At 53.2% G+C, this 19376-nt stretch carries 17 protein-coding genes; 4 read left to right on the top strand and 13 right to left on the bottom strand.

What is annotated here, in order from left to right:
• Positions 1-28: 28 nt before the first annotated feature.
• From ACP90_RS13060 to ACP90_RS13045, 4 genes are all read left to right on the top strand, one after another.
• Entirely contained in the window at positions 29-1876 is a 1848-nt protein-coding gene (locus tag ACP90_RS13060; protein WP_062488584.1) for a type IV secretory system conjugative DNA transfer family protein, read from the top strand.
• Positions 1877-1934: 58 nt separating this feature from the next.
• A complete protein-coding gene (locus ACP90_RS13055) occupies positions 1935-2216 on the top strand; it encodes a hypothetical protein (RefSeq protein WP_145915765.1) in 282 nt (93 codons plus the stop codon).
• On the top strand, positions 2213-2755 hold the full coding sequence (locus ACP90_RS13050; RefSeq protein WP_062488582.1) for a hypothetical protein: 543 nt from the start codon (positions 2213-2215) through the stop codon (positions 2753-2755). The genes ACP90_RS13055 and ACP90_RS13050 overlap by 4 nt, the downstream gene beginning before the upstream one ends.
• Positions 2756-2885: 130 nt before the next feature.
• On the top strand, positions 2886-3122 hold the full coding sequence (locus ACP90_RS13045) for a hypothetical protein (RefSeq protein ID WP_145915764.1): 237 nt from the start codon (positions 2886-2888) through the stop codon (positions 3120-3122).
• A 12-nt stretch (positions 3123-3134) separates the two neighbouring features.
• Here ACP90_RS13045 and ACP90_RS13040 read toward each other — a convergent pair whose 3' ends face one another.
• The 13 genes from ACP90_RS13040 to ACP90_RS12985 all read right to left on the bottom strand — a co-directional run bounded on the left by ACP90_RS13040 (position 3135) and on the right by ACP90_RS12985 (position 19359).
• Positions 3135-3566 carry a hypothetical protein gene (locus ACP90_RS13040; protein ID WP_145915763.1) on the bottom strand — a complete coding sequence of 144 codons (432 nt, stop codon included), beginning with the start codon at positions 3564-3566 and terminating at the stop codon, positions 3135-3137.
• Between the two features lie 11 nt (positions 3567-3577).
• Entirely contained in the window at positions 3578-4060 is a 483-nt protein-coding gene (locus ACP90_RS13035) for an antirestriction protein ArdA (protein WP_145915762.1), read from the bottom strand.
• Positions 4036-5586 (bottom strand): IS66 family transposase, encoded by a 1551-nt coding sequence (locus ACP90_RS13030; protein WP_062488578.1) that lies wholly within the window; start codon positions 5584-5586, stop codon positions 4036-4038. Before ACP90_RS13030 ends, ACP90_RS13035 begins: the two co-directional genes overlap by 25 nt.
• 54 nt (positions 5587-5640) lie before the next feature.
• Positions 5641-5994 (bottom strand): IS66 family insertion sequence element accessory protein TnpB, encoded by a 354-nt coding sequence (tnpB, locus tag ACP90_RS13025; RefSeq protein WP_023001579.1) that lies wholly within the window; start codon positions 5992-5994, stop codon positions 5641-5643.
• On the bottom strand, positions 5991-6374 hold the full coding sequence (locus ACP90_RS13020; RefSeq protein ID WP_023014559.1) for a transposase: 384 nt from the start codon (positions 6372-6374) through the stop codon (positions 5991-5993). Before ACP90_RS13020 ends, tnpB begins: the two co-directional genes overlap by 4 nt.
• A 553-nt stretch (positions 6375-6927) precedes the next feature.
• Positions 6928-10167, bottom strand: a complete 3240-nt coding sequence (locus tag ACP90_RS13015; RefSeq protein ID WP_062491587.1) for a DEAD/DEAH box helicase — start codon at positions 10165-10167, stop codon at positions 6928-6930.
• On the bottom strand, positions 10160-11041 hold the full coding sequence (locus tag ACP90_RS13010) for a hypothetical protein (protein ID WP_201030467.1): 882 nt from the start codon (positions 11039-11041) through the stop codon (positions 10160-10162). Before ACP90_RS13010 ends, ACP90_RS13015 begins: the two co-directional genes overlap by 8 nt.
• Positions 11041-14052: a type I restriction endonuclease gene (locus ACP90_RS13005; protein WP_062488577.1), complete on the bottom strand. Its 3012-nt coding sequence runs from the start codon at positions 14050-14052 to the stop codon at positions 11041-11043. Before ACP90_RS13005 ends, ACP90_RS13010 begins: the two co-directional genes overlap by 1 nt.
• Positions 14049-15896 (bottom strand): DUF262 domain-containing protein, encoded by a 1848-nt coding sequence (locus ACP90_RS13000; protein ID WP_062488576.1) that lies wholly within the window; start codon positions 15894-15896, stop codon positions 14049-14051. The genes ACP90_RS13005 and ACP90_RS13000 overlap by 4 nt, the downstream gene beginning before the upstream one ends.
• Positions 15893-17164 carry a restriction endonuclease subunit S gene (locus ACP90_RS12995; RefSeq protein ID WP_062488575.1) on the bottom strand — a complete coding sequence of 424 codons (1272 nt, stop codon included), beginning with the start codon at positions 17162-17164 and terminating at the stop codon, positions 15893-15895. The genes ACP90_RS13000 and ACP90_RS12995 overlap by 4 nt, the downstream gene beginning before the upstream one ends.
• On the bottom strand, positions 17161-19020 hold the full coding sequence (locus ACP90_RS12990; RefSeq protein ID WP_201030466.1) for a class I SAM-dependent DNA methyltransferase: 1860 nt from the start codon (positions 19018-19020) through the stop codon (positions 17161-17163). The genes ACP90_RS12995 and ACP90_RS12990 overlap by 4 nt, the downstream gene beginning before the upstream one ends.
• Positions 18995-19174, bottom strand: a complete 180-nt coding sequence (locus tag ACP90_RS27990) for a type I restriction-modification system subunit M N-terminal domain-containing protein (protein WP_082809735.1) — start codon at positions 19172-19174, stop codon at positions 18995-18997. Before ACP90_RS27990 ends, ACP90_RS12990 begins: the two co-directional genes overlap by 26 nt.
• Complete coding sequence (locus ACP90_RS12985; protein ID WP_062488574.1) at positions 19171-19359, bottom strand: hypothetical protein; 189 nt, start codon at positions 19357-19359, stop codon at positions 19171-19173. Before ACP90_RS12985 ends, ACP90_RS27990 begins: the two co-directional genes overlap by 4 nt.
• Between the last annotated feature and the right edge of the window lie 17 nt (positions 19360-19376).

Below are 19376 nucleotides of genomic sequence, written 5' to 3'. Positions count from 1 at the left end.
CACCAAGCAATCCTGGAAAGGATCGATTATGACGAAACAAGTTTCCACTCCACCCGCTGGCAACAGCTGGGTTGCTGTCGAGGAGTTCTTCGCCAGCAAAACCGGACTGTTTTTGGGCGGGGCTGTCCTCGGCCTTCTTGGTATGGCAATGGCCGGACAGGCGTCGGTCTTTGACTACTGGCTCTATCTTGAGCCACCACGATACTCACCCAATCTGGCTCTCTATCGCATCGGCTTTGCCGTCGCGCCGGGGCTGTTCGGATTTGTTCTGGGATGGTTTTTCTCACGCAATAACAGCACGGCACGCATGGTGATCACTGGCGTTCTCGTCAGCATGATGGGATACCTGATCGCCTTCGATCATGGCCCTGTGGGCTGGGGAACCGCAACCTTTGTTGCGTTCTTCTCCTTCTTTGCTGGCCTTGGCTACTGGTTCCGCGGTGTGGTCGAGCGGATCACAGAACGTCCAACCACCTTTGGCTCTGCTTGTTGGGCGACAACCCGCGAGATGATGCTGGCAGGCATCGTCACCGCTCAAGGCTTCCGTCTGGGTTTTACGTCCACAAGTGCAAACGGTCTTGAACCGCTCTCCTACGTCGATGACCGGCATATGCTCACCGTTGCGCCGAACCGCTCGGGCAAAGGCACCTGCACGATCATTCCGAACCTGCTCACGCGTGAAAGTTCCGTCGTGGTCATCGATCCCAAAGGAGAAAACTCTATGATCACAGCAGGGCACCGCAAGGAAATGGGGCAAGAGGTTTTTGTCTTTGACCCATGGGGCATCACTGGCCTTGAGACGGCATGCTTCAACCCGCTTGATTGGCTAGAGCCAGGTGACGTCGATATCGGCGAGAACTCTCTCCTGCTGGCTGATGCCATCATCATGATGGAAAGCAAGAGCGAGCCCTTCTTCGACAATTCATCCAAGGCGACACTGGACGGCCTGATCCTCTATGTCGCAACCGATCCTGCGGAAGACGGTCAGCGGAATCTCGGTCGTGTGCGCGACCTGTTGATGCTCGATGGCGACGATCTGCAAGCACTCTTCAAGCGGATGCTCAAATCACCGCATCACAAGGTGCGGGCAACGGGTGCCTCCATGTTGCAAAAAGACCCGAAGCTCCTCTCCAACATCCTTGCCTCAATGCAAGCCCAGACCGCGTTTCTGGATTCGGCACGCGTGCGGGAAAGCCTGTCGCGCTCGGACTTCAGCTTCGCTGATCTGAAGACCAAGCCGATGACCATCTATTTGGTTCTCCCATCTGACCGGCTCGAAGCCTATGGGCGGCTGTTGCGCCTGTTGATCCAACAGGCATTGACGGTCAATGCGCGGAACATCGAGCAGAAGCCCGACAAGTCAGTCCTGTTCATTCTGGACGAGATGCCTGCTCTTGGCCGGCTCTCGATGGTCGAACAGGCCTTCGGGCTCATGGCAGGGTACGGAATCCAGATCCATGGCATCGCCCAGGATCTCAGCCAGGTACGTAGGAATTACGGCGATGGCTGGGAGACCTTCGTCGCCAATGCCGGTGTGCTGCAATATTTCGGGTCAAGAGACAGCTTCACGGCTGAGTATTTCTCGAAGCTGTGTGGTGAGACCACGGTCTGGAATTTCTCGACGGCGATTGCCCGCGCATTCGGCATCACACGTGGCAAAGAAATCTCAGAGTCCGATACCACCACAACCACGGACACGGCCACCGGAACACAGCGCAAGCTCGCCTATCCGGATGAGCTGATGCGCATGCCGTCAGATCGCCAGTTGCTTCTGATCGGGAACATGAACCCGATCATGGCGAACAAGGTGCCGTGGTTTGAAGACCCCGAGCTGAAAGACCGTGGCGTCAATCTCTACGCCAAGGACAACGCCTGAGACCTCGCGAGGGGCACATGCCCCTCGTTCCCCTTTCCAATCCATCTTGGAGATGATCATGCGTCAACGCGATCACCGTGAAATCCTGAACATCGAACTCGACCTTCCCACCTTGTGCCGCGCCGCCCGCCTTGGCGGTCTGCCCATCGCACTTGATGACACCGCCATCCGTGAGACCGACGGGTCAATGGATTTAGTGCGCTTCTTTGCAAGGCGGGGCATCACCAACGCCATCCATGGCCTGTTCGATCTGCGCTATCCGCCCCGCTATCCCGACGATCTGCATGGCAAAGACAATCACACGACCATTGCAGGCCTGTTGAGAGGACCGAACACATGACTGAGCACCCGAAAAAGCCGTTCAACGACGGCGTAGCAAACAAAGCCAAAGAAGGTAGCGAAAAGGCCCAGAAGCTGGATAACATCCACGATAAAGGCGACACGGGCCATGCCCCCAAACCACCGCAATACGCGCTAGGAGGTACGAGCAATACCGCGCCTCGCGGTACAAGTGGAACCAAGGTTGGTCTCACGACACCCGAAAGCCAGAAGTCCATGCCTGACCTGATAAAAGATCATCCCGAGCAGGAAGGCTGGACGCATGGCGGGATCGTCACCATGCGGGGCTATCAGTTCTCGGTGAAGCTCTCGGACTTGCCGTCCGAACGCAATCTGGAGCATGGCAAGATCGAGCGTCTGGTGATGTATAGGGACAAAACGCCTGTTGCCAACTTCGACCGTGGCTGGAATGTCGAGCCTAAAAATGCGCGTGACAAGCAGGCCGTTGAGAAGGTGCGCGAGGTGTTTGATCCGCCTGGACGGGAGTTCAAACCCCTCATCACACAATCGCCCGAGAAGGATCAGGGGCACGAGCGGTAGACGGCTTTAGGAATATGTTCAAATAGCAGGGCGAGCCATCGTCCTGCTATTCTGCCCTATGGATCAATATAATTTCGAAAAATACCTAGACCAACAACCAAAATTAAGCGGAACCGAGTCCGAAGGACGGATGGTCAAAAACGCCTTCGACGTTGAAGAGCGTGTCGTTCTGCCCGCCAGCTATTGGCGTTACGTCGATTGGGTCGCGAATGATCAGGGAGAAGACATGGAAGCATGGATCAAGAAATGCGACATGTACCGTGAAGATAAGACCCTCTCAGAGAACCTGATGGAATGGCTGTATTGGGATATGACGGAGCGTGAAAAAAACAATCACCCGTTGCCTAACTGGCTCAAGATCATTTAAGGCCAATTGGCGCTAGCCTTTCCCAAACAAATCTCCCTGCCTGTTCAGCAGATCGTCAATCGTGATCAGATGGGCAAAATCATTGACCAGATGATTATGCTTGAGACTGATGGCCGTATGCACATCGGAACTGCTGAGGGCATCGACGGAGACTGGATTATCTCTCCGATAGCGATGCAGGCGCAAGGCTGACCGCCGATAGCCGGACAGATCGCTACGCAAGTCCTGCACGGCCTTTGAGCGTAGTGTGCGCAAGGCCATGCTTCGTGCGGGTTCTGCTTTGCTGTCAGCATCGGCGATTTCATCGCGCAGATAGCCTTTGTAGCCTGACGCCTTGGTCATCGCTTTGATGACCTTCGGACGGAGGACGGAACCGCCAAGGAAATAATACCAAGGGTGACCAGTGCCATAATCGCGGTATGAGAGTTGGGATCGCTGTTTCATCGCATCCTCCCTCACGCCAGCCGATAAACATAGTGGTCACCGCAAATGCAGGTCTCGGCATAATCATGACCAAGATCGCGAGCGATAGCCTGATAATCCAGATAGAAGGACAGCCGTTCAGGAATCTCGCCAAACAGCCCTTCATCGACAAACTGATAGGCCAAATCCTCCAGCGTCATATCGCTGTAGAGATCAATCTCGATATCATCGGGATCATCGGCCATGATGTCGAATGACGCCCCGCCTTCACCAACGGCGATGATCACTTTCAGCTTTTGCTCTTCTGTCCATGTCTCCATGGCTTCCATCATGGCAATGATGTTGCACTGGCTCGGCTCGATGGCACGGGCAAGCTTGCTGTCCAGCACAAAGCCGTTGATGAACTGAATCTCGAACTCCTCCACTGGCTGGCCATAGGCATTGACCCTGCCTGTGATGTTCGTAAGCGCCGTCTGCGGCCCACCGGGTTTCATCTTGACGGGGTGAAGTTCCACGGCAGGAGTTCGTCGATCCTGCTTTTCGGATGACCGCCAGCAATGGCTTCGAGGGTGGCCTTGAGATAGGCGAAGGGTTCGACGTTGTTGATTTTCGCGGTCTCGATGAGCGATGCGATGCGGCCCCAGGTGCGGCCGCCCTCGTCATGGCCGGCGAACAATGCATTTTTCCTGTTCAATGCAATTGGCCGGATCAAATTCTCGACACTGTTGCTATCAATCTCGACACGGCCGTCGTGGAGGAAGGTCTGCAAACCGTCCCAGTGACGATGGATGTAGGCAAGCTTCTCGCCGAGACGGGACTTGGCGGAGACCCGGCGGCGTTGCTCTTGCAGCCATTCGCCAAAGGCGGCGACCAGAGGCGCGGTGCGGGCCTGCCGGGCCGAGAGCCGCTGCCCGGGCGCCGTTCCGCGGATATCGGCCTCGACCCTGTAGAAGTCGGCGATCCGGCGCAAGCCTTCGGCGGCGATCTCGGAGCCGTCTCTATCGAACACCTCCTTCAGTTTCCGCCGTGCGTGCGCCCAGCAATGGGCCACGCGGATCGGATCGCCACCCTTGCGGGACGGGCGCGTCAGGCAGTTGTAGCCCTGGTAGCCGTCGAGTTGCAGGACCCCGTCGAAGCCACGAAGGATTTTCTCCGCGTTCTCTCCGCGGCGGTCAGGCGCATAGAAGAAGACCACGCCGGGTGGATCGTCCCCGCCCCAGGCCCGGTCGTCTCGGGCCAAGGCCCATAGATATCCGGTTTTCGTCTTGCCGCGGCCCGGATCCAGCACCGGCGCCGTGGTCTCGTCCATGAACAGCTTGGTCGACACCTTCAGATGCTCGGCCAGCCGGTCGAACACCGGGGCGAGGTGGAACGCGGCGGTGCCGACCCAATCCGCCAGCGTGCTGCGATGGATATCGATGCCCGACCGGGCAAGGATCTGGCTCTGCCGGTGCAAGGGCAAATGGTCTGCGTACTTGGCAACCAGAACATGCGCAATGGCGCCTTCCGTCGGCAGACCGCCTTCGATGAGATGCGCCGGTGCCGGCATCTGGGTGACGCCGTCGGTACAGGCGCGGCAGGCGTATTTGGGGCGGACGGTGACGATCACGCGCAGCTGTGCGGGCACGATGTCGAGCCGCTCCGTGCGATCCTCGCCAATCTTGTGCATCTCACCACAGCCGCAGGGACATTGCAGGTTGTCGGGCTCGATCACACGCTCGATGCGCGGTAGGTCCTTCGGCAGGTTGCCCCGGTTGCGACGGGCCGGACGGCGGGTTTTGCCCTCGGAAGGGATCTGCGTGTCCTGGCTTTCCTCAACCTCGGCGATGGCAGTCTCGAGGTCTTCGAAAGCCAATTGCCGTTCATCTTCGCTGAGTTTCTCCGACCTTTTGCCGTGAACCGCGTGGTTCAACTCCGCGACCAGGTGCTCCAGGCGCCTGTTGATCTCCTTGAGCGCATCCCTTTCGCGCAAGAGCGCGGCGACAGCATCACGCTGGTCGGCGGGGATCGCGGAAAGGTCGATGGCGACAGTGGAAGGCATGGGCCGAGAATAGCCCGAGGCGGCTGCGGATGCCCGCCATTTCCGGCACCTGATTCATTCTGCCGCAGCCGGAGAACGAGCCTCCAATGCCTTCACCTTGCGCCAGTCCAGGCCCGAGAACAGTGCCTCGAACTGAGCATGGTTCAGCGACATCATACCATCCCGAACGGCGGGCCAGGTGAAGGTCGTATCTTCCAGCCGCTTGTAAGCCATGACCAGGCCGGTGCCGTCAAAATACAGGAGCTTCAAGCGGTCGGCTCGCCTGGACCGGAACACAAAAACCGTGCCGGTGAACGGGTCCTTGCGCAAAACGGACTGGACCAGGGCGCTTAGCCCATCATGTCCTTTTCTGAAGTCGACTGGCTTTGTCGCCACCAGGATACGCACCCGGTTCGAGGGGAAAATCATGATCCACGCCCAAGGGCGCACACGATATCGGCAATCCTGTCCGGGCTCACGGAAGCGTCCAGCCGGATTGTGGTTCCGCCGTGAATGATCTCCACCGCGGCCAGCGGCTTCGCATCCTCTTCAATGGACACAGGGGGCGGTTCCAGAACGGCCGGTACAAACTCGGCTCCCGGAAGATCCGGCACCACAAGTTTGCCCTCCCGTGCCAAACGCCGCCATGCCGAGAGATGGTTGGGCTTCATGCCGACACGCCGGGCGACCTCGTTCACTGTCACCCCGGGAAGATAGGTCTCCGCGACAAGCTGCCCCTTCACTTCATTGGGCCAACGGCGCATTCCCGTGTCGCGCGGCAAAATCTCATAACCGCATACGGACTCCATATGGAGCTCTCTATGGACTCCCAAACCCGCCTCCATTCCCAAATCAACAATGGGTATGGATTCCTGCATCACGACGGAAGTGAATAGGTGGGGGACAGCCGCCGCTTACTGATGTTCTCGCGGTAGCTTTGTTGGTTTGTAAAATAGAACCCTGTCGCACTGATATCGTAGGGCTGGGCGTAAAAGGTCACTGTCATTTTGTCCTCCTTTGAAAGTGGGTTGCGCTCCTGCAACCCTGCTTCCGGCCGAGGACGGAGATGGGAGGGGTAAAGGACAATCAATGCCGAGTGGTGCGGGCGCAATGCAATGAGCCACGGTCGGTGTTTATTGTCCTTTCGGGGAGATAAGAGGCAGAGCCTCTTAGGCTTCCCCGATCAACGGGAAAGGGCTGTAAGACAGCTCAATATGCCCTGCGCTAGGGATGGAAGCCGAATGGCCGAGACTGCAGGCTCGGTTCACGACAGCCCAACCCATTTACGCACCTTTCGCAGAAATATTCATTGAATTCCAAAAACTTAAAATAATGACTCATAATACAAAATCTTAAACTCTTCTATGTCGCGCCAAAGAGCTCTTGCCCGCGATTTTTCCAAGCTTCATGGATCTGAACCCGACAAATTAAGTCTTTTTTCTCCGAGGCAAAAAACAGCATCGCAACTTCATTGAGCCCTTTTCTCACAGCTGTACCAAGACACTCAATCAACTGGCGGTCGAGATCCTCTTGTTTGTCGAAAGGGTCCACATCCTCAAGCATGTGCGCAATCAGCCCTACGGCAAAAGAAATACCTCGCGGGACAATCGTGCCCACGAGCTCACGTGCTCGCGGGCATATTTTCTTAGTAGGTGTAGCACTATCGGGCTCCCCTCCAAGAATTGCCTCAATCTCCCGAAGTGACTTTCCTTCAACCCAAGCTATCAGCGCAGCTAAAAGAAGGTCGAGATGTTCTTTTGTTAGTTCGGCATTCTTGGCTTCGCCGCATGCAGATAAGATGCTTCCGCTTATATCTCCGAGAAGCGCTGACCGGGCGTCCTCATGCTCTTGCAGCCATTTGATCATCCATTCCAACCAACCGCTAACATTCGTTGGAAGCGAACCAATATCGGCTATGATCCGGCCCCTTAGATCAACTAGCAATTTTGCAGGCAAACCGCTCTGTGAGGACAGAACCGCAACATTGTGATCTACCTCTTCGACCTCTTCGCTTGTGACGACTTTCCTTAAAGCTTCAATCTTGTCGTCAAACTCTTTTTCTTCTTCTCTTCGTTTTGCTGCAAAAGAGCCCAAGGACTTACGCAGATCAAATAGGTGAGTAGCTTCGCTGGATTCATCCACACTCCGAAGGATCGCCATCCGATTAATTGTGTAATTGACATCGGGATCGGTAGCTTGACCTTGGATTAGGCGATCAAGAACGATTTCAAGAGGATCGGTAACTGTCACACAATGATCATCTTCGGGCAAAATGGCTTGAAGTTTGTCGACTACATCATTTTCCAGCGGCTCTTCTTTCTTAAAGGTGATGATCGGCTCAGGAATAAGGAGCACTAGTCCATTCGCGAGATGCCCCGCGCGCCCAGCTCTAGCCGCCGCATTTAGGATTTCATGGGCTTCGAGATTTTCACGACCACCTTTAACAGGGTCAGCACGCTTGTCTCCGGCCAAAACTGCGAGTTGGGCCGGCAAGTTTAGGCCCTGAGCCAAAGTTGGCGTGGCGACAATTACTTGGGCGCCGTCAGAACGCTTAAACATTCGTTCGGCGATATCACGCTCAAGTCTGAGCATTGCTGAGTTATGTGGTACCGCAGTAGCTGGCCCAGAGAGAAGAGAATGGTCTAAACTGCCAAGTTCTAATTCAAGTGCATCCCAACGCACCTGCTCGATTGGAGTTATTTCGACCTCTTGTGACAGCAAGCTTGATATTTGTTTTGCAACCGAAACCGCGTCCCGCTTAGTGTTGACGAAGACAATAGTCTTGAGACCTTGCTTGGCAGCAGCTGCAGCAAGTTCGACAGCTACGTGATTAGCGTTGGGCGTGAGCTGAAGTCGGCCAAATCTAATATTCCCGGTAAGCGTAACTTGATCTTCAAGTAGTTGTGTTGTGACGCAATGCGCTATCGATTCCTCTTGGGATAGCCAATTGTGCTGAAGCCCCCAGATTGCATAGGGGGTTGCCGTTAGCTGCCTTGCAGCCGGTGCTCGCAAATTCCTCGCCACGCTATTATTTTTCTTGTCTTCTGCGATCTGAACTTCAAGAGCTTGAGTGCTGGCTCTATTGAGTTGGTCGTCTTCATAAATGATTACACCGCGAGCCTGACGACTTGGTTTCCACAGCAGGTCAACGGCTATGGATTTTCGGCCTGTGAGCTCTTGGAGCCATTGTGCCAACTCATCGCCGTTTTTTAGCATGGCGGACAGGAAGAGGAAATCAGCTTCCGGCGCGACGTGGCTGAACCCCAAAACGCACAGCATAGCATCGAGGGCACGGCGTATTTTTCCACTCTCGGGGCTAAGCAGATGGCACTCGTCAAAAACAAGCAAGCCTACATCTTTGAACGCATCCGGCGCAAACGAGAGCATGGCCAAACACCGTTCAGGTGTCATGACCTCGATGTCACGAAAGACAGCAGCATCCTGCATGAGAAGGTCGAAATCGCTTGAAACGACTGATCCAAGCAATTCGCTCGGAAACATTTCTTGCAGGTCTTCGGTTAGCTGATCAACGAGTGCGTGAGTGGGAGCGAGAAAGGCAACTTTCTTGCCCCGAGCAAGGACGCCAGCAATCTTCAGAGAGGAAACGGTCGTCTTCCCAGCACCCGTGGGGAGAACCACAACTGAGGAAACGCCGGTTTGATGGAATTCGTTGGCGATTGCCTCGCGGTGATTAGACCAAACATATGGGAACTTTGCGGCGCGAAACCGGAGCCATCTCTCCCAGACTTCGGCGTTTGAATCGAATGGCGCTGGAGTATTAAGCAGACTAGCCTCAGAGATCGAGTTCGCCACAGCGAGCAAAAGGGACGCGAGATGGTACGGACCGGCGTATAAAATGTTGAGCCCTTGAGGGGCACCGATTGCGATGTCATAATTGGATGAAGAAAGTTCGAGTACGCGTTGGAAGGCTTGCTGAGGTCCAACAAATCGAGTGCCAGTCTGTTCGGGAGCGTCCACCCGAAGCATTTGTGCGGCCAGCATTTCGATACCGGTGGAAAGTGCCTCAAGCAGCGCTGCAAGCGCGCGAATGTCTAAGTCAATGTAATCAATAGGCCGACGCCATCTTGCGGCCCGCTTCAGGATTTGATTTAGCCGTCCCTTTGCAAGATCTTGGATATGCTCTGAGAGAATCGTGGCCTCATAGAGTTGTCCTGCTCGATTTGTCTCGATATTAACCGCAGCCTCATTGGCATCGGCATACTGTTCTGACGCAAGAAATAGGATCGCTGCCGCCACACTAGGATCAAGCCGATCCCGGTCAATGTTGGGTGGTAACTCGTCTCCATCATTCGCAGTAAGTTGCCTTCTGGCGAGGATTTGCTGGGCCGTTCCGGCAACAAACGCAGCTGCAGCGCGTGCCGAACTCTCAGGTTGCAGCGAAACGGCAAGTTCATATGAGTCTGCGATTCGTTCGAGGCTCCAATCGCCCTCTTCGCTACTGGATTCCACTTCAGCACCCCTAAGACGCATTGATGCTAATTCCGCATAATGGGAGGTGAGAATGGCAGGCAGCTCACTGGGATCTAGACCTGGTAGCTCCGGCGCTGACCGCAATAGACTGGCTGTCGCTGCATCAAACATCAACGGCTCCATCGTCGAGAGCATCGATATACGCGACCGCTTGTTCCGCCAACTGATCGAACCAGCCTCTCAGCTCAGGGGGAACGACCAAGCATGCTCCTAATCTCTGGACTTTATCGATACCGCTGATTTCATTGTAACCGGCGAAGAGCGCTTTTCGTCCGTCATCACTGTCGAGTTTGGTTGTTACTGCAAATGCAGCACGGTAACGCCGTTTAGCTCGATCAGTGACCGCCGCAGCAAGCTTAGCTGCCATGCCATCATCAATGCCAGCCTTTCCAAGTAAAGCGGTCGCAGCAGCGATTATCTCCGCGCTTCTCTTATTTTCGTGCCTATCACGGAAAGCTGGAATCACTTTATTTTTGAAAGTCGCAACTGGATCGTCGCTGCACTTGTCTTCAAAGACAGTGGTTCTATCGATTTGTGTTTTATCGCTCGACAACTCCAGCATCAGTCCATCAAGCCCTTGTGAAGTTGCGCTAACATGAGGGTCTTTCATATAAGCAGTTTCTCCATGGGTCTGACGTGCTGCAATCCACGAGATTGCTTCGAAAATAAATCCATCACGCTGCCAGCAAGGATAGCCCGTTCGCGGCGTTTGCTTCTCTTCTTGAACAGTGAGCCTAATTTTGGCCTCAGCTTTGAGTTCGGGAATAGTAAAGGCTGGCTTTGCCGGGATGAGCTCGGAAAGAATATGGCTTGCCTGGGCAGCCTGTCCCATCGCAATAATTGCGATTAAACGTGCAAGTTGGTCGCTATCCTGAACCTGCCATCGTTCTCCGGTACAGTTGTCGTCAATTGGGCAAGACATTGCTGCAAGTGGAAGCGCTGACGCCTGATTATCATTCTCGGCAGCAGCCTCTTGCTCGCTCATCAGCTTCTCGCTTCCCTGAGAGCACGATTGAAGAAGTGCCGTGTTGCTTTGTCTCGGGCTTCCGCATCAGTGAGCACGATATTCTTCATCTCGTTGTCACGCTGGAACATACGGATTGCGCCTTGGAAGAAGGCGTCACGAAACGCGGCATAGACAACATCGGGTGGGTTGTTGCGCAGCATCTCGGTCATGTCCTCATCCATGATATCGCGGTTGACCTGTTCGAAGCGGATCATGTCGGCTTCTGAGAAGTCTGTGCCGTGACGGTCATTGAACGCCTGAACGATCTCGGAAAGCTCTTTCTTTTCATCCTCTGTGTACGGCTTAGCGCCAAACTCGCTAATAGCCTTCAACGCTTCAGTATCGCCAGCACCGAGCGATGCGCTGCCCGCCTCTTTCTTCACGACTTTAAAAGCCTGTAGACGCAGCATGTCGTCGGTGATTTCGATCTCGGGCGGCACTTCACGGTTGGGCAGAAGTCGCGAGAGCCAGTTGCCGTAGGTCGCAAGCTTCTCAAGGCTCGTGTCTTCAAGACGCATGATCTGCGCTATAAAACTGTAGAAACGCCCGTAGCTCTTCAAAAGTTGCCGGAACTCTTCCTGCCGCCCCTCATCGTCATCCGCTTCAAAGCGCGCTACCGCGTGTTTTACGAGACCTTCGAGCTGCGCACGGTCAGCGCCGCTAAGTGGTCCTTTGAAGTATGTCCGCGCGAAGCGTTCGATCTCTTCCTTGTCAAGATAACCAAAGCGATAGAGACGTCCTTCAAGGTCATAGACCATGTTCGGATCAGACATTGCTTCCACGGATGTGACTTCGAAGAAGGGTTTGAACGCAGTCTGAATGTCCTCAATTGTGTTTTGAAAATCGAGGATGAACGTTTTGTCTTTGCCTGCGCGAGTTCGGTTTAATCGAGAGAGTGTCTGAACCGCCTGAAGGCCTGCAAGCTTGCGGTCTACGTACATCGCGCAAAGCTTGGGCTGATCGAAGCCGGTCTGATACTTCTCGGCGACAATCAGGATTTGGTATTTCTCAGGGTAAGGCGTACCGTCCGGTTTGAAGCCGTCGAAGCGGCCCGGCAGTTCTGTCTCGGAGAAATCATTCAAGTCAGCTTCTGTATAGGTTTCTCCATCAAGTTCTAGGTCACCGGAAAAAGCAACAAGCGCTTTTAGATCATCGTATCTTTGTTCCCGGATATACTTCTTCACCCCGAAATAATATCGCAGGGCATGCTCGCGGCTTTGTGTGACAATCATGGCCTTGGCCTGACCATCCAGCATGTCCATGACATGGCGGCGGTAATGCTCGACAATGATCTCGACCTTTTGGCCGATAGCCGTCGCGTGAAGGTTCGCATACCGAGCGACTTTGCGTTGGCCACGCCGCCCGCTCAGCTCGGGATCATCGTCGATAGTTTTCTCAAGTTGATAATAGGCCTTGTAGGTCATGTAGTTCTGGAGCACGTCCAGAATAAAACCCTCTTCGATAGCCTGCCGCATCGAATACAGATGGAACGGATGGGGTAGACCGTTGGGGCCTTTCATCCCGAACCGCTCAAGCGTGACATTGCGAGGGGTAGCCGTGAAGGCGAAGAAGCTTATGTTGGATTGTGGCCCGCGAGCCTTCTGATATTCTGCAATCAAGTCCTCAATGTCGTCACTCGACGAAGCTTCACGCGTAAGCGCATCTGTCATTGACTGCGCAGCCTTGCCAGACTGGCTTGAATGGGCTTCGTCGATGATGACAGCAAAGTTTCGCTTGCTCTGACCCGAGAGAGCCTTGAGGTGATCGGTCGAAAACTTCTGGATGGTCGTGACGATGATCCGCGCACCTTTGGCGATAGCGTCCTTGAGCTGACGGGATGTACCGTCGATCTTCTTCACGACGCCTTGCGTCTGTTCGAACTGCGAGACCGTGCTTTGAAGCTGGCGGTCGAGAACGATGCGATCCGTGACAATGATCGCTGTGTGGAACACCTGGGCGTCATCTACATCGTGCAGATTGATCGCATGGTGAGCGAGCCAGCCAATCGTGTTGGACTTACCGGAACCCGCCGAGTGCTGAACAAGATAGTTCTGCCCTGCGCCGTTCGCACGGGCATGAACCATGATTTTCCTAACCGCGTCGAGCTGCTGAAAGCGCGGGAAGATCATCACTTCGTTCTTGCCGCTCACCTCCAACGTCATGAACTGGCCGATGATGTCGATTAGGACCGAGCGGGAGAAGATGGCCGAACCCCAATCGCCATCGGCATAGAGATAGGCGATGCGGTGTTCTCCCTCCACATCGGGATTGCCTGCGCCACCGTTGCGGCCCCGATTGAACGGAAGAAAACGAGTCTTGCCGTTTTGCAGACGCGTGGTCATCGACACGTTGTCTTCATCGATGGCGAAGTGAACGAGTGCGCCCCGCTTGAACGTCAGCAACGGCTCATTCGCAGGCGAGCGATCAGTGCGATATTGCTTTTCTGCATGCCTGAACGTCGTGCCTGTCAGAAGGTTTTTGGTCTCAATCGTTGCAACGGGCAGCCCGTTTAGGCAAAGTACGACATCAATTCGGTTGCCGTGTTTCTGACTGTAGACGACCTCATCCATAACGCTGAGGATGTTCGCCTCATATTCGGCTATGCGTTTGGGTTCCAAGCCGCTCGCTGGACGGAAAAAGCAGAACACGAACGGAATGCCGGGGACGATCTTTAGGCCCTGACGGAGCACATCCAGCAGACCGCGATCCTTAAGCGCCTTGTCGAGCTGTTTGAACAGAACATCTTCGGCTAAACCCGAATAATGCTGCTCAAGCTTTTCCCATGATTCCGCCTGCGTATCTTTCAGAAACAGAACGACAAGTTCACGGTCCATCGCCAGCGGCTTGTCGAAGTGGATTTCACCTACATAGCCACGGCTTTTCTCGGAACCGATGCGACGAAGATAGCCTTGGGTTGAAACAAGGCATTCGATTAAATGCTCTTGAAGTACGTCTTCTTTATGAACGTTCGATGCAGTATGTTGGATCATTGGGACACCTCCTCCAGCAAGCTGGCCGGGTTCCAAACACACTTTGCAATCTGGCGGTAAAGTTCCCCCCGAGCATCAATGCTCGCCTTCTTAAATTCAGTTATTGGTTCAAATGGTAGTTCGCGTTCGCCGACAAAACGCACAAAGCCGGGATTATGCTTGTAGCAATTGGGATTAAGTGATTTCGCCAAAAGGTTCTGCGAGAAATAGTGCCCCAGCTTGTCTACATAGGGTTTGTCGCCGTAGCTGGCATTAAAAGACTTTGGCAGGAGTAGCAGGCCGCCAATCCGGTTCCGATGTTCGGCAAAATCAGCGGGGTGTTCAAACTCATCCGTATGGCGCTCAAAATGGTCCGCCCAGATATGCTCGACTTCATAAGTAACCCCACCACCTCCGACATATTCTTCGAAGCGTGAAGCCATGCCAGATTCCACTTCGATGTAGTCGATCATTCTGGCGAGTATCCGGTGGAGAACTTTCCGGTTCTGTTGATGCAAATAGAGGCCGATCCCTTGGCGATGGTATTCACTATTCGCGTCAAAGTTCTCTTCTTCGGCCTGCAGCTTCTCGTAAAGCAGCTTAGCAAGCGCTGCTGAATCCAGCCCTCGAATATCGCGCATGACGAGGAACATTGCATACTGCATTGTCGAGTAGGCAATGCTCCGGAAATTCCACAGTCGCCAAGTGAGCAGAATATCGAGAAATTTCGCGGTGATGCGGATTTTGCGGTCAATCTCTGCTGTCGTATCGGTCGGTCTTAGTGGTGCCAGCAGAATCTGATACTGCTGAGTGAAGCCGTTTCTAGCATTGTAGCAAACGTGCTCAAGCCCAGGCGTTGTCTTGGCAGAAGCATTCAACAAGCGAAGATACTGTTTCGAATAGAAATCGAAATCGGTGTTCACGAACCTCAGAAAGTCAGACGGTTTTTCTAAGCCTACCTGACGGCGTGAATCCCTCAGCCAGCGGTGATACTCTGTACCAATCCGGTCGAAATCCTCTTGCTTTGCGCCCTTTTTGCGCTCGCGAATTTTCGTCGCGTATTGGCTGCGAAGCCATGCCTTAAAAAAGTCGGCATCACCTTCCTTGTCCCAATCGACAAGATTGCGAATCCGGGCCTTCCAGCGGCTATTCACATCAACGCGAGCATCCTCATCGATATTCGCCAGCAAGTAACCTTTCAACATGTCAGTCGGGCTAAGAGAAAGGCCCCGATCATTCATTGTCTCGAATATTGTATAGGCATCGTCATCAGAGTAAGCGGTGATCTCGACCAAGTGGACGTTTTCTAGCATCCAATCGATAAAATAGGGCAAGGCCTTGTCGCGCAGTTCTTCGGGGAACGCCGCATCAATGTCCTGATACCGGTCATAGAGATTTTGGACAGACTCCAGCGCGTCAGTGGTGTCGAACGCCTCTCCTTCAAATAATGCTTCCATGCATGGCGACCGCTCAGCAACATCGAGATTGAAGGATTTTTCGCCAAAGCGTTCTGAAAAAATGAGTTCGTCGATCTGAACTTTGTCTTCACGACCACGCTGGAGGTTGTGCAGTAAGATTAGAAATAGGGAAAGGCTCGTTAACCGCTGTTGGCCATCAACAATATAGTTCGCGCTCTCTTTCTTGCTGATGATGATTGAGCCAAGGAAATAGTGGGGATAATCAGCAACTTTCTTTCTTTCGTGCGAATCGTCGTAATCTTCAAGGAATTTTGTGACGAGGTCATTCACAAGCTCAGCGGCTTGTTTTTCACCCCATTTGTACTCTCGCTGATAATAATCAATCGAATATTTAACGCCCTTCAACAGCTCACGAACGGTCTTCGCTTTTCCGAGAATTTCTCTCATGCGCGCACCTCCCGAAGAGCCATATCCTCTTCAATCTGATCTAGTCGGCGGTCGGTGTGGCCAGACTTTCCCCAGGTAGCGACGTCGATCTCGCCAGACACCGCATTTTTTATCAGGGCGGTGCGAAATTCTTTGAGGCGATCAATAGATAATTGATTTTTCTTTTGAAGCTCGTTTATCTGCTTGGTGCGGACTTCAACATAGCGAGATATTTCTCTTTGCTCTTCAAATTCAGGGACGGCAACTCGTATTCTTCCGAAATTGTCTGAATTAAGCCTCATAAAACCTGAGTGACCTGTTCCCAATCCTTTCGAAAGCAATCGAAATGCAGCTTTCATCGGTTCAGTCTTAAACAAGCGAAGAAAGTATCCAGCATGTGCTGAGGCGCCAACATCGAAAATTGAGTAGTCAGGGCTTACGATGCCTTCAAAGTCCGAAAGGCCAAAAAGACCAATTGCCGCTCGCATACGGTTCATGACGATCTGCCCAGGGAACACTTTTTTGTAACCAATCAAATCACTGGGTAGAAGTTCCTTGTCAGAAACATCATTATGAGGAACCAGCCCTTCCTTCATCCTTAAGGAGAGAAGCATTTCTTCGCCATTGGCGCTGTACTGCGTTTTTTCACTGAAAAAATATTTTAGCCGAACAATCTTCCAGTGTTTTGGTCGGGAAACTGTCCATTCTAACTCGCTTGATGGCACAAGCTCTGCACTACCATCAATACCAAGTGTAACGGCGTTTAGAGTTTCATCTGCGAGTTTCTCATCAAGAATTCCAGAAAGGCGCTGCTTCTTTTCAATCATCTGATCGAGGAGGGAAATTTCTCGATCCAAGAAATCGACGACACTTTTTTGGGTATCAAGATCAGGTATCCATACTTTGTTTGACAAGCTTTCCTTTTTAATGTGACGCATGGTGCTTCCGTGTGCATCGTCGTCTGCCCACCTCGGAGCGTGCGCTTTGATCACGTAATATAAGTACTTCTTCAAAGCATTCTTCTTCGGTAAAACCTTGAAGATGTGCTGGTTCAAAATCGCGTCGCCGCGATCCCAAATAAAGGCATCGATGGTAGCAGACCAAGAAAACAATAGATCGCCGTTACAAATGAGATGACCTCTGTTTATCGATCCGTCAAAATAGTTATCGAACTCTCCGCCAGTTAACTGAGCGATTCGTAGTATCGGAAGACCAGCGTCTCCCCAATCTGATGGCTTGAATGCTGCTCCGTTTAGAAATGTGGCCGCATGTTTGATGGGCATCATCATGCCGCGACCTCCTTTAGCAGACCGGCGATCTCAGTTTCGAGTTCTCGTAACTCCGCATCGATTTCCTCAAGCGGGCGCGGCGGTGTATACTGGTAAAAATAGCGATTGAAGTTAATCTCGTACCCGACACGGCCAACCTTCTTGTCGCTTGTGTCTGCGTAGCTCTCATCGACCCAAGCATCGGGCACGAACGGCAAAACCTCACGCCTCACATATTCGCGCCAATCTTCCGTCAGTGGCACAAGCTCATGGTCTCTCAGATCAGTATCTGGCTCTGGCTTGCCGTTCTTGTCGGTACAGATGTCGGCGTATTCGTCACGCTCCGATAGCGCCGCTAAGATTGCTTTCTTGATAGCTGCACCAATCTTTAACCCAGTCGCCTTTAACGCCTTGGACAGTGCTTTCTCGAAGGCATCACGATTGGTGAATAGCTGCTCACCAATTGTCTGAAGTGCGGCCTCGATAGTGGCCCTTTCAGATTCATCCAGACGTGCAAATGGCTTTTGCACTGCCAAACGAGCCAGTCGTTCATCGGACACTTGAAAACCTAATTTCAATGGACGCTCGACGCGAATCTCTCGGTAGCCAAAGTCGGTGGTATCAAAAATCTTGGAAACATCGTCCTGACCACTCTCGCCGTTGAGGAAATCTGCATAGAGGCGGACGATCTCTGCTCGGGCTTCATCAGTAATTTCGCGGCGCTTAGAGCCGAGGGATTTTCTCATAGATTTCCAGAAGCGCTCGCCTGATGCATCGATCAGCTGAACCTTACCCTGACGGTTTTTAGGCTTCCGGTTGGTGAGCAACCAAACATAGGTTTGGATTCCCGTATTGTAGAAAAGGTCTGTCGGCAGAGCGACAATTGCTTCGACCCAATCGTTTTCGAGCATCCAACGGCGGATTTCGCTTTCGCCAGACTGCGCGCCGCCTGTGAAGAGCGGCGAACCGTTCATGACTATGCCGATGCGCGAACCGTCTTCGTCATCGCGCATCTTGGAAATCATGTGCTGAAGGAAGAGAAGTTGCCCGTCCGAGATACGGGGCGTGCCAGCTCCGAAGCGACCTTCCATTCCCATGTTCTCGGCTTCCGCCTTAATCGGGTCCTGATACTTCTTCCAGTCCACGCCATAGGGTGGATTAGATAGCATGTAGTGGAACTTCTTGCCCGCATGCGCATCCTGCGTGAGCGTGTTGCCAAAGGCGATTTGCTCAGGGTCGTGACCTGTAACCAGCATGTCGGATTTGCAGATACCAAAGGATTCGTCGTTCAGCTCTTGCCCAAACAGCTCAACGCGGATCGACGGGTTAAATTCGTTCAGCGCTTCCTCGGTCAGCGCCAGCATGCCGCCCGTTCCACAGGCGGGGTCGTAGACCTGACGGATGATACCTCGCCCCGTTAGCTTCACATCGTCATTGGCAATGAGCAGATCGACGATCAGTCTGATAACTTCACGAGGGGTGAAGTGCTCTCCCGCTGTCTCATTTGATATTTCCGAGAAACGACGGATCAGTTCCTCAAAGAGATACCCCATCTCAAGATTCGAGATTATCTCGGGGTGCAGATCGACTTCGCAAAAACGCTCGAATACGTTCCATAGGATGCCGCCATCTTTTAGGCGCTTAAGCTGATCGGAGAACCGGAACTTATCAAGAAAAATATCGCGGACGTTCGGAGAGAACTTAGTAATGTAGTCGATAAGGTTCTGGTGGAGCTGACCAGGGTCCTGCCCCTTCAGGCTCTCAAAGGTGAAACGCGAAAGATTATAGACCTTCACGTTGCCGCCGACTGCACCAAAAAGGATCATGTCGCGGGTTGCTTCATCGGCATTTTCAGGGAGCGTTTTTTTCTGCCTCAAGAACGGCCAGCTTACTGCTCTCTAAGAGGCAATCAAGGCGACGCAGGACGACGAACGGCAGCACAACCTTGCCGTATTCGGATTGCTTAAAATCACCTCTTAGAATTTCCGCAATTGACCAAACAAAACCGCCTAGACTCTTAATGTCGCTCACGAATTACCTTTCTTCCTTTTTGTCGCGCCTACATCGTTCGCAACAGTATTTTCTTCAATATACAGCCTCATGAAGTCACGAATGACCTGCGCGGCGGGACGGTCTTTCGCCCGACACATCTCGATAAATTTTTCTCGAAGGTCGCGCTCCACTCGGATGCGAAACCCGGCGTCCTTACCCGTCATGACCTAAGTGTATCCAA

It is taken from the genome of Labrenzia sp. CP4 (assembly GCF_001579905.1).
Taxonomy (GTDB): Bacteria; Pseudomonadota; Alphaproteobacteria; order Rhizobiales; family Stappiaceae; genus Roseibium; species Roseibium algicola.
The sequence above is the reverse complement of the archived record's forward strand: the minus strand, read 5'-3'. Positions and strand labels throughout refer to the sequence as shown.

What these genes read in the sequence shown, in the direction of transcription:
- ACP90_RS13000 (WP_062488576.1), bottom strand. Translation starts at nt 15,896, where the DNA reads ATGAGAGAAATTCTCGGAAAAGCGAAGACCGTTCGTGAGCTGTTGAAG.
- ACP90_RS13050 (WP_062488582.1), top strand. Translation starts at nt 2,213, where the DNA reads ATGACTGAGCACCCGAAAAAGCCGTTCAACGACGGCGTAGCAAACAAA.
- ACP90_RS12985 (WP_062488574.1), bottom strand. Translation starts at nt 19,359, where the DNA reads ATGACGGGTAAGGACGCCGGGTTTCGCATCCGAGTGGAGCGCGACCTT.
- ACP90_RS13015 (WP_062491587.1), bottom strand. Translation starts at nt 10,167, where the DNA reads ATGTTTGATGCAGCGACAGCCAGTCTATTGCGGTCAGCGCCGGAGCTA.
- tnpB (WP_023001579.1), bottom strand. Translation starts at nt 5,994, where the DNA reads ATGATTTTCCCCTCGAACCGGGTGCGTATCCTGGTGGCGACAAAGCCA.
- ACP90_RS13060 (WP_062488584.1), top strand. Translation starts at nt 29, where the DNA reads ATGACGAAACAAGTTTCCACTCCACCCGCTGGCAACAGCTGGGTTGCT.
- ACP90_RS13020 (WP_023014559.1), bottom strand. Translation starts at nt 6,374, where the DNA reads ATGGAGTCCGTATGCGGTTATGAGATTTTGCCGCGCGACACGGGAATG.
- ACP90_RS13030 (WP_062488578.1), bottom strand. Translation starts at nt 5,586, where the DNA reads ATGCCTTCCACTGTCGCCATCGACCTTTCCGCGATCCCCGCCGACCAG.
- ACP90_RS12995 (WP_062488575.1), bottom strand. Translation starts at nt 17,164, where the DNA reads ATGATGATGCCCATCAAACATGCGGCCACATTTCTAAACGGAGCAGCA.
- ACP90_RS13010 (WP_201030467.1), bottom strand. Translation starts at nt 11,041, where the DNA reads ATGAGCGAGCAAGAGGCTGCTGCCGAGAATGATAATCAGGCGTCAGCG.
- ACP90_RS13005 (WP_062488577.1), bottom strand. Translation starts at nt 14,052, where the DNA reads ATGATCCAACATACTGCATCGAACGTTCATAAAGAAGACGTACTTCAA.
- ACP90_RS13055 (WP_145915765.1), top strand. Translation starts at nt 1,935, where the DNA reads ATGCGTCAACGCGATCACCGTGAAATCCTGAACATCGAACTCGACCTT.
- ACP90_RS13040 (WP_145915763.1), bottom strand. Translation starts at nt 3,566, where the DNA reads ATGAAACAGCGATCCCAACTCTCATACCGCGATTATGGCACTGGTCAC.
- ACP90_RS13045 (WP_145915764.1), top strand. Translation starts at nt 2,886, where the DNA reads ATGGTCAAAAACGCCTTCGACGTTGAAGAGCGTGTCGTTCTGCCCGCC.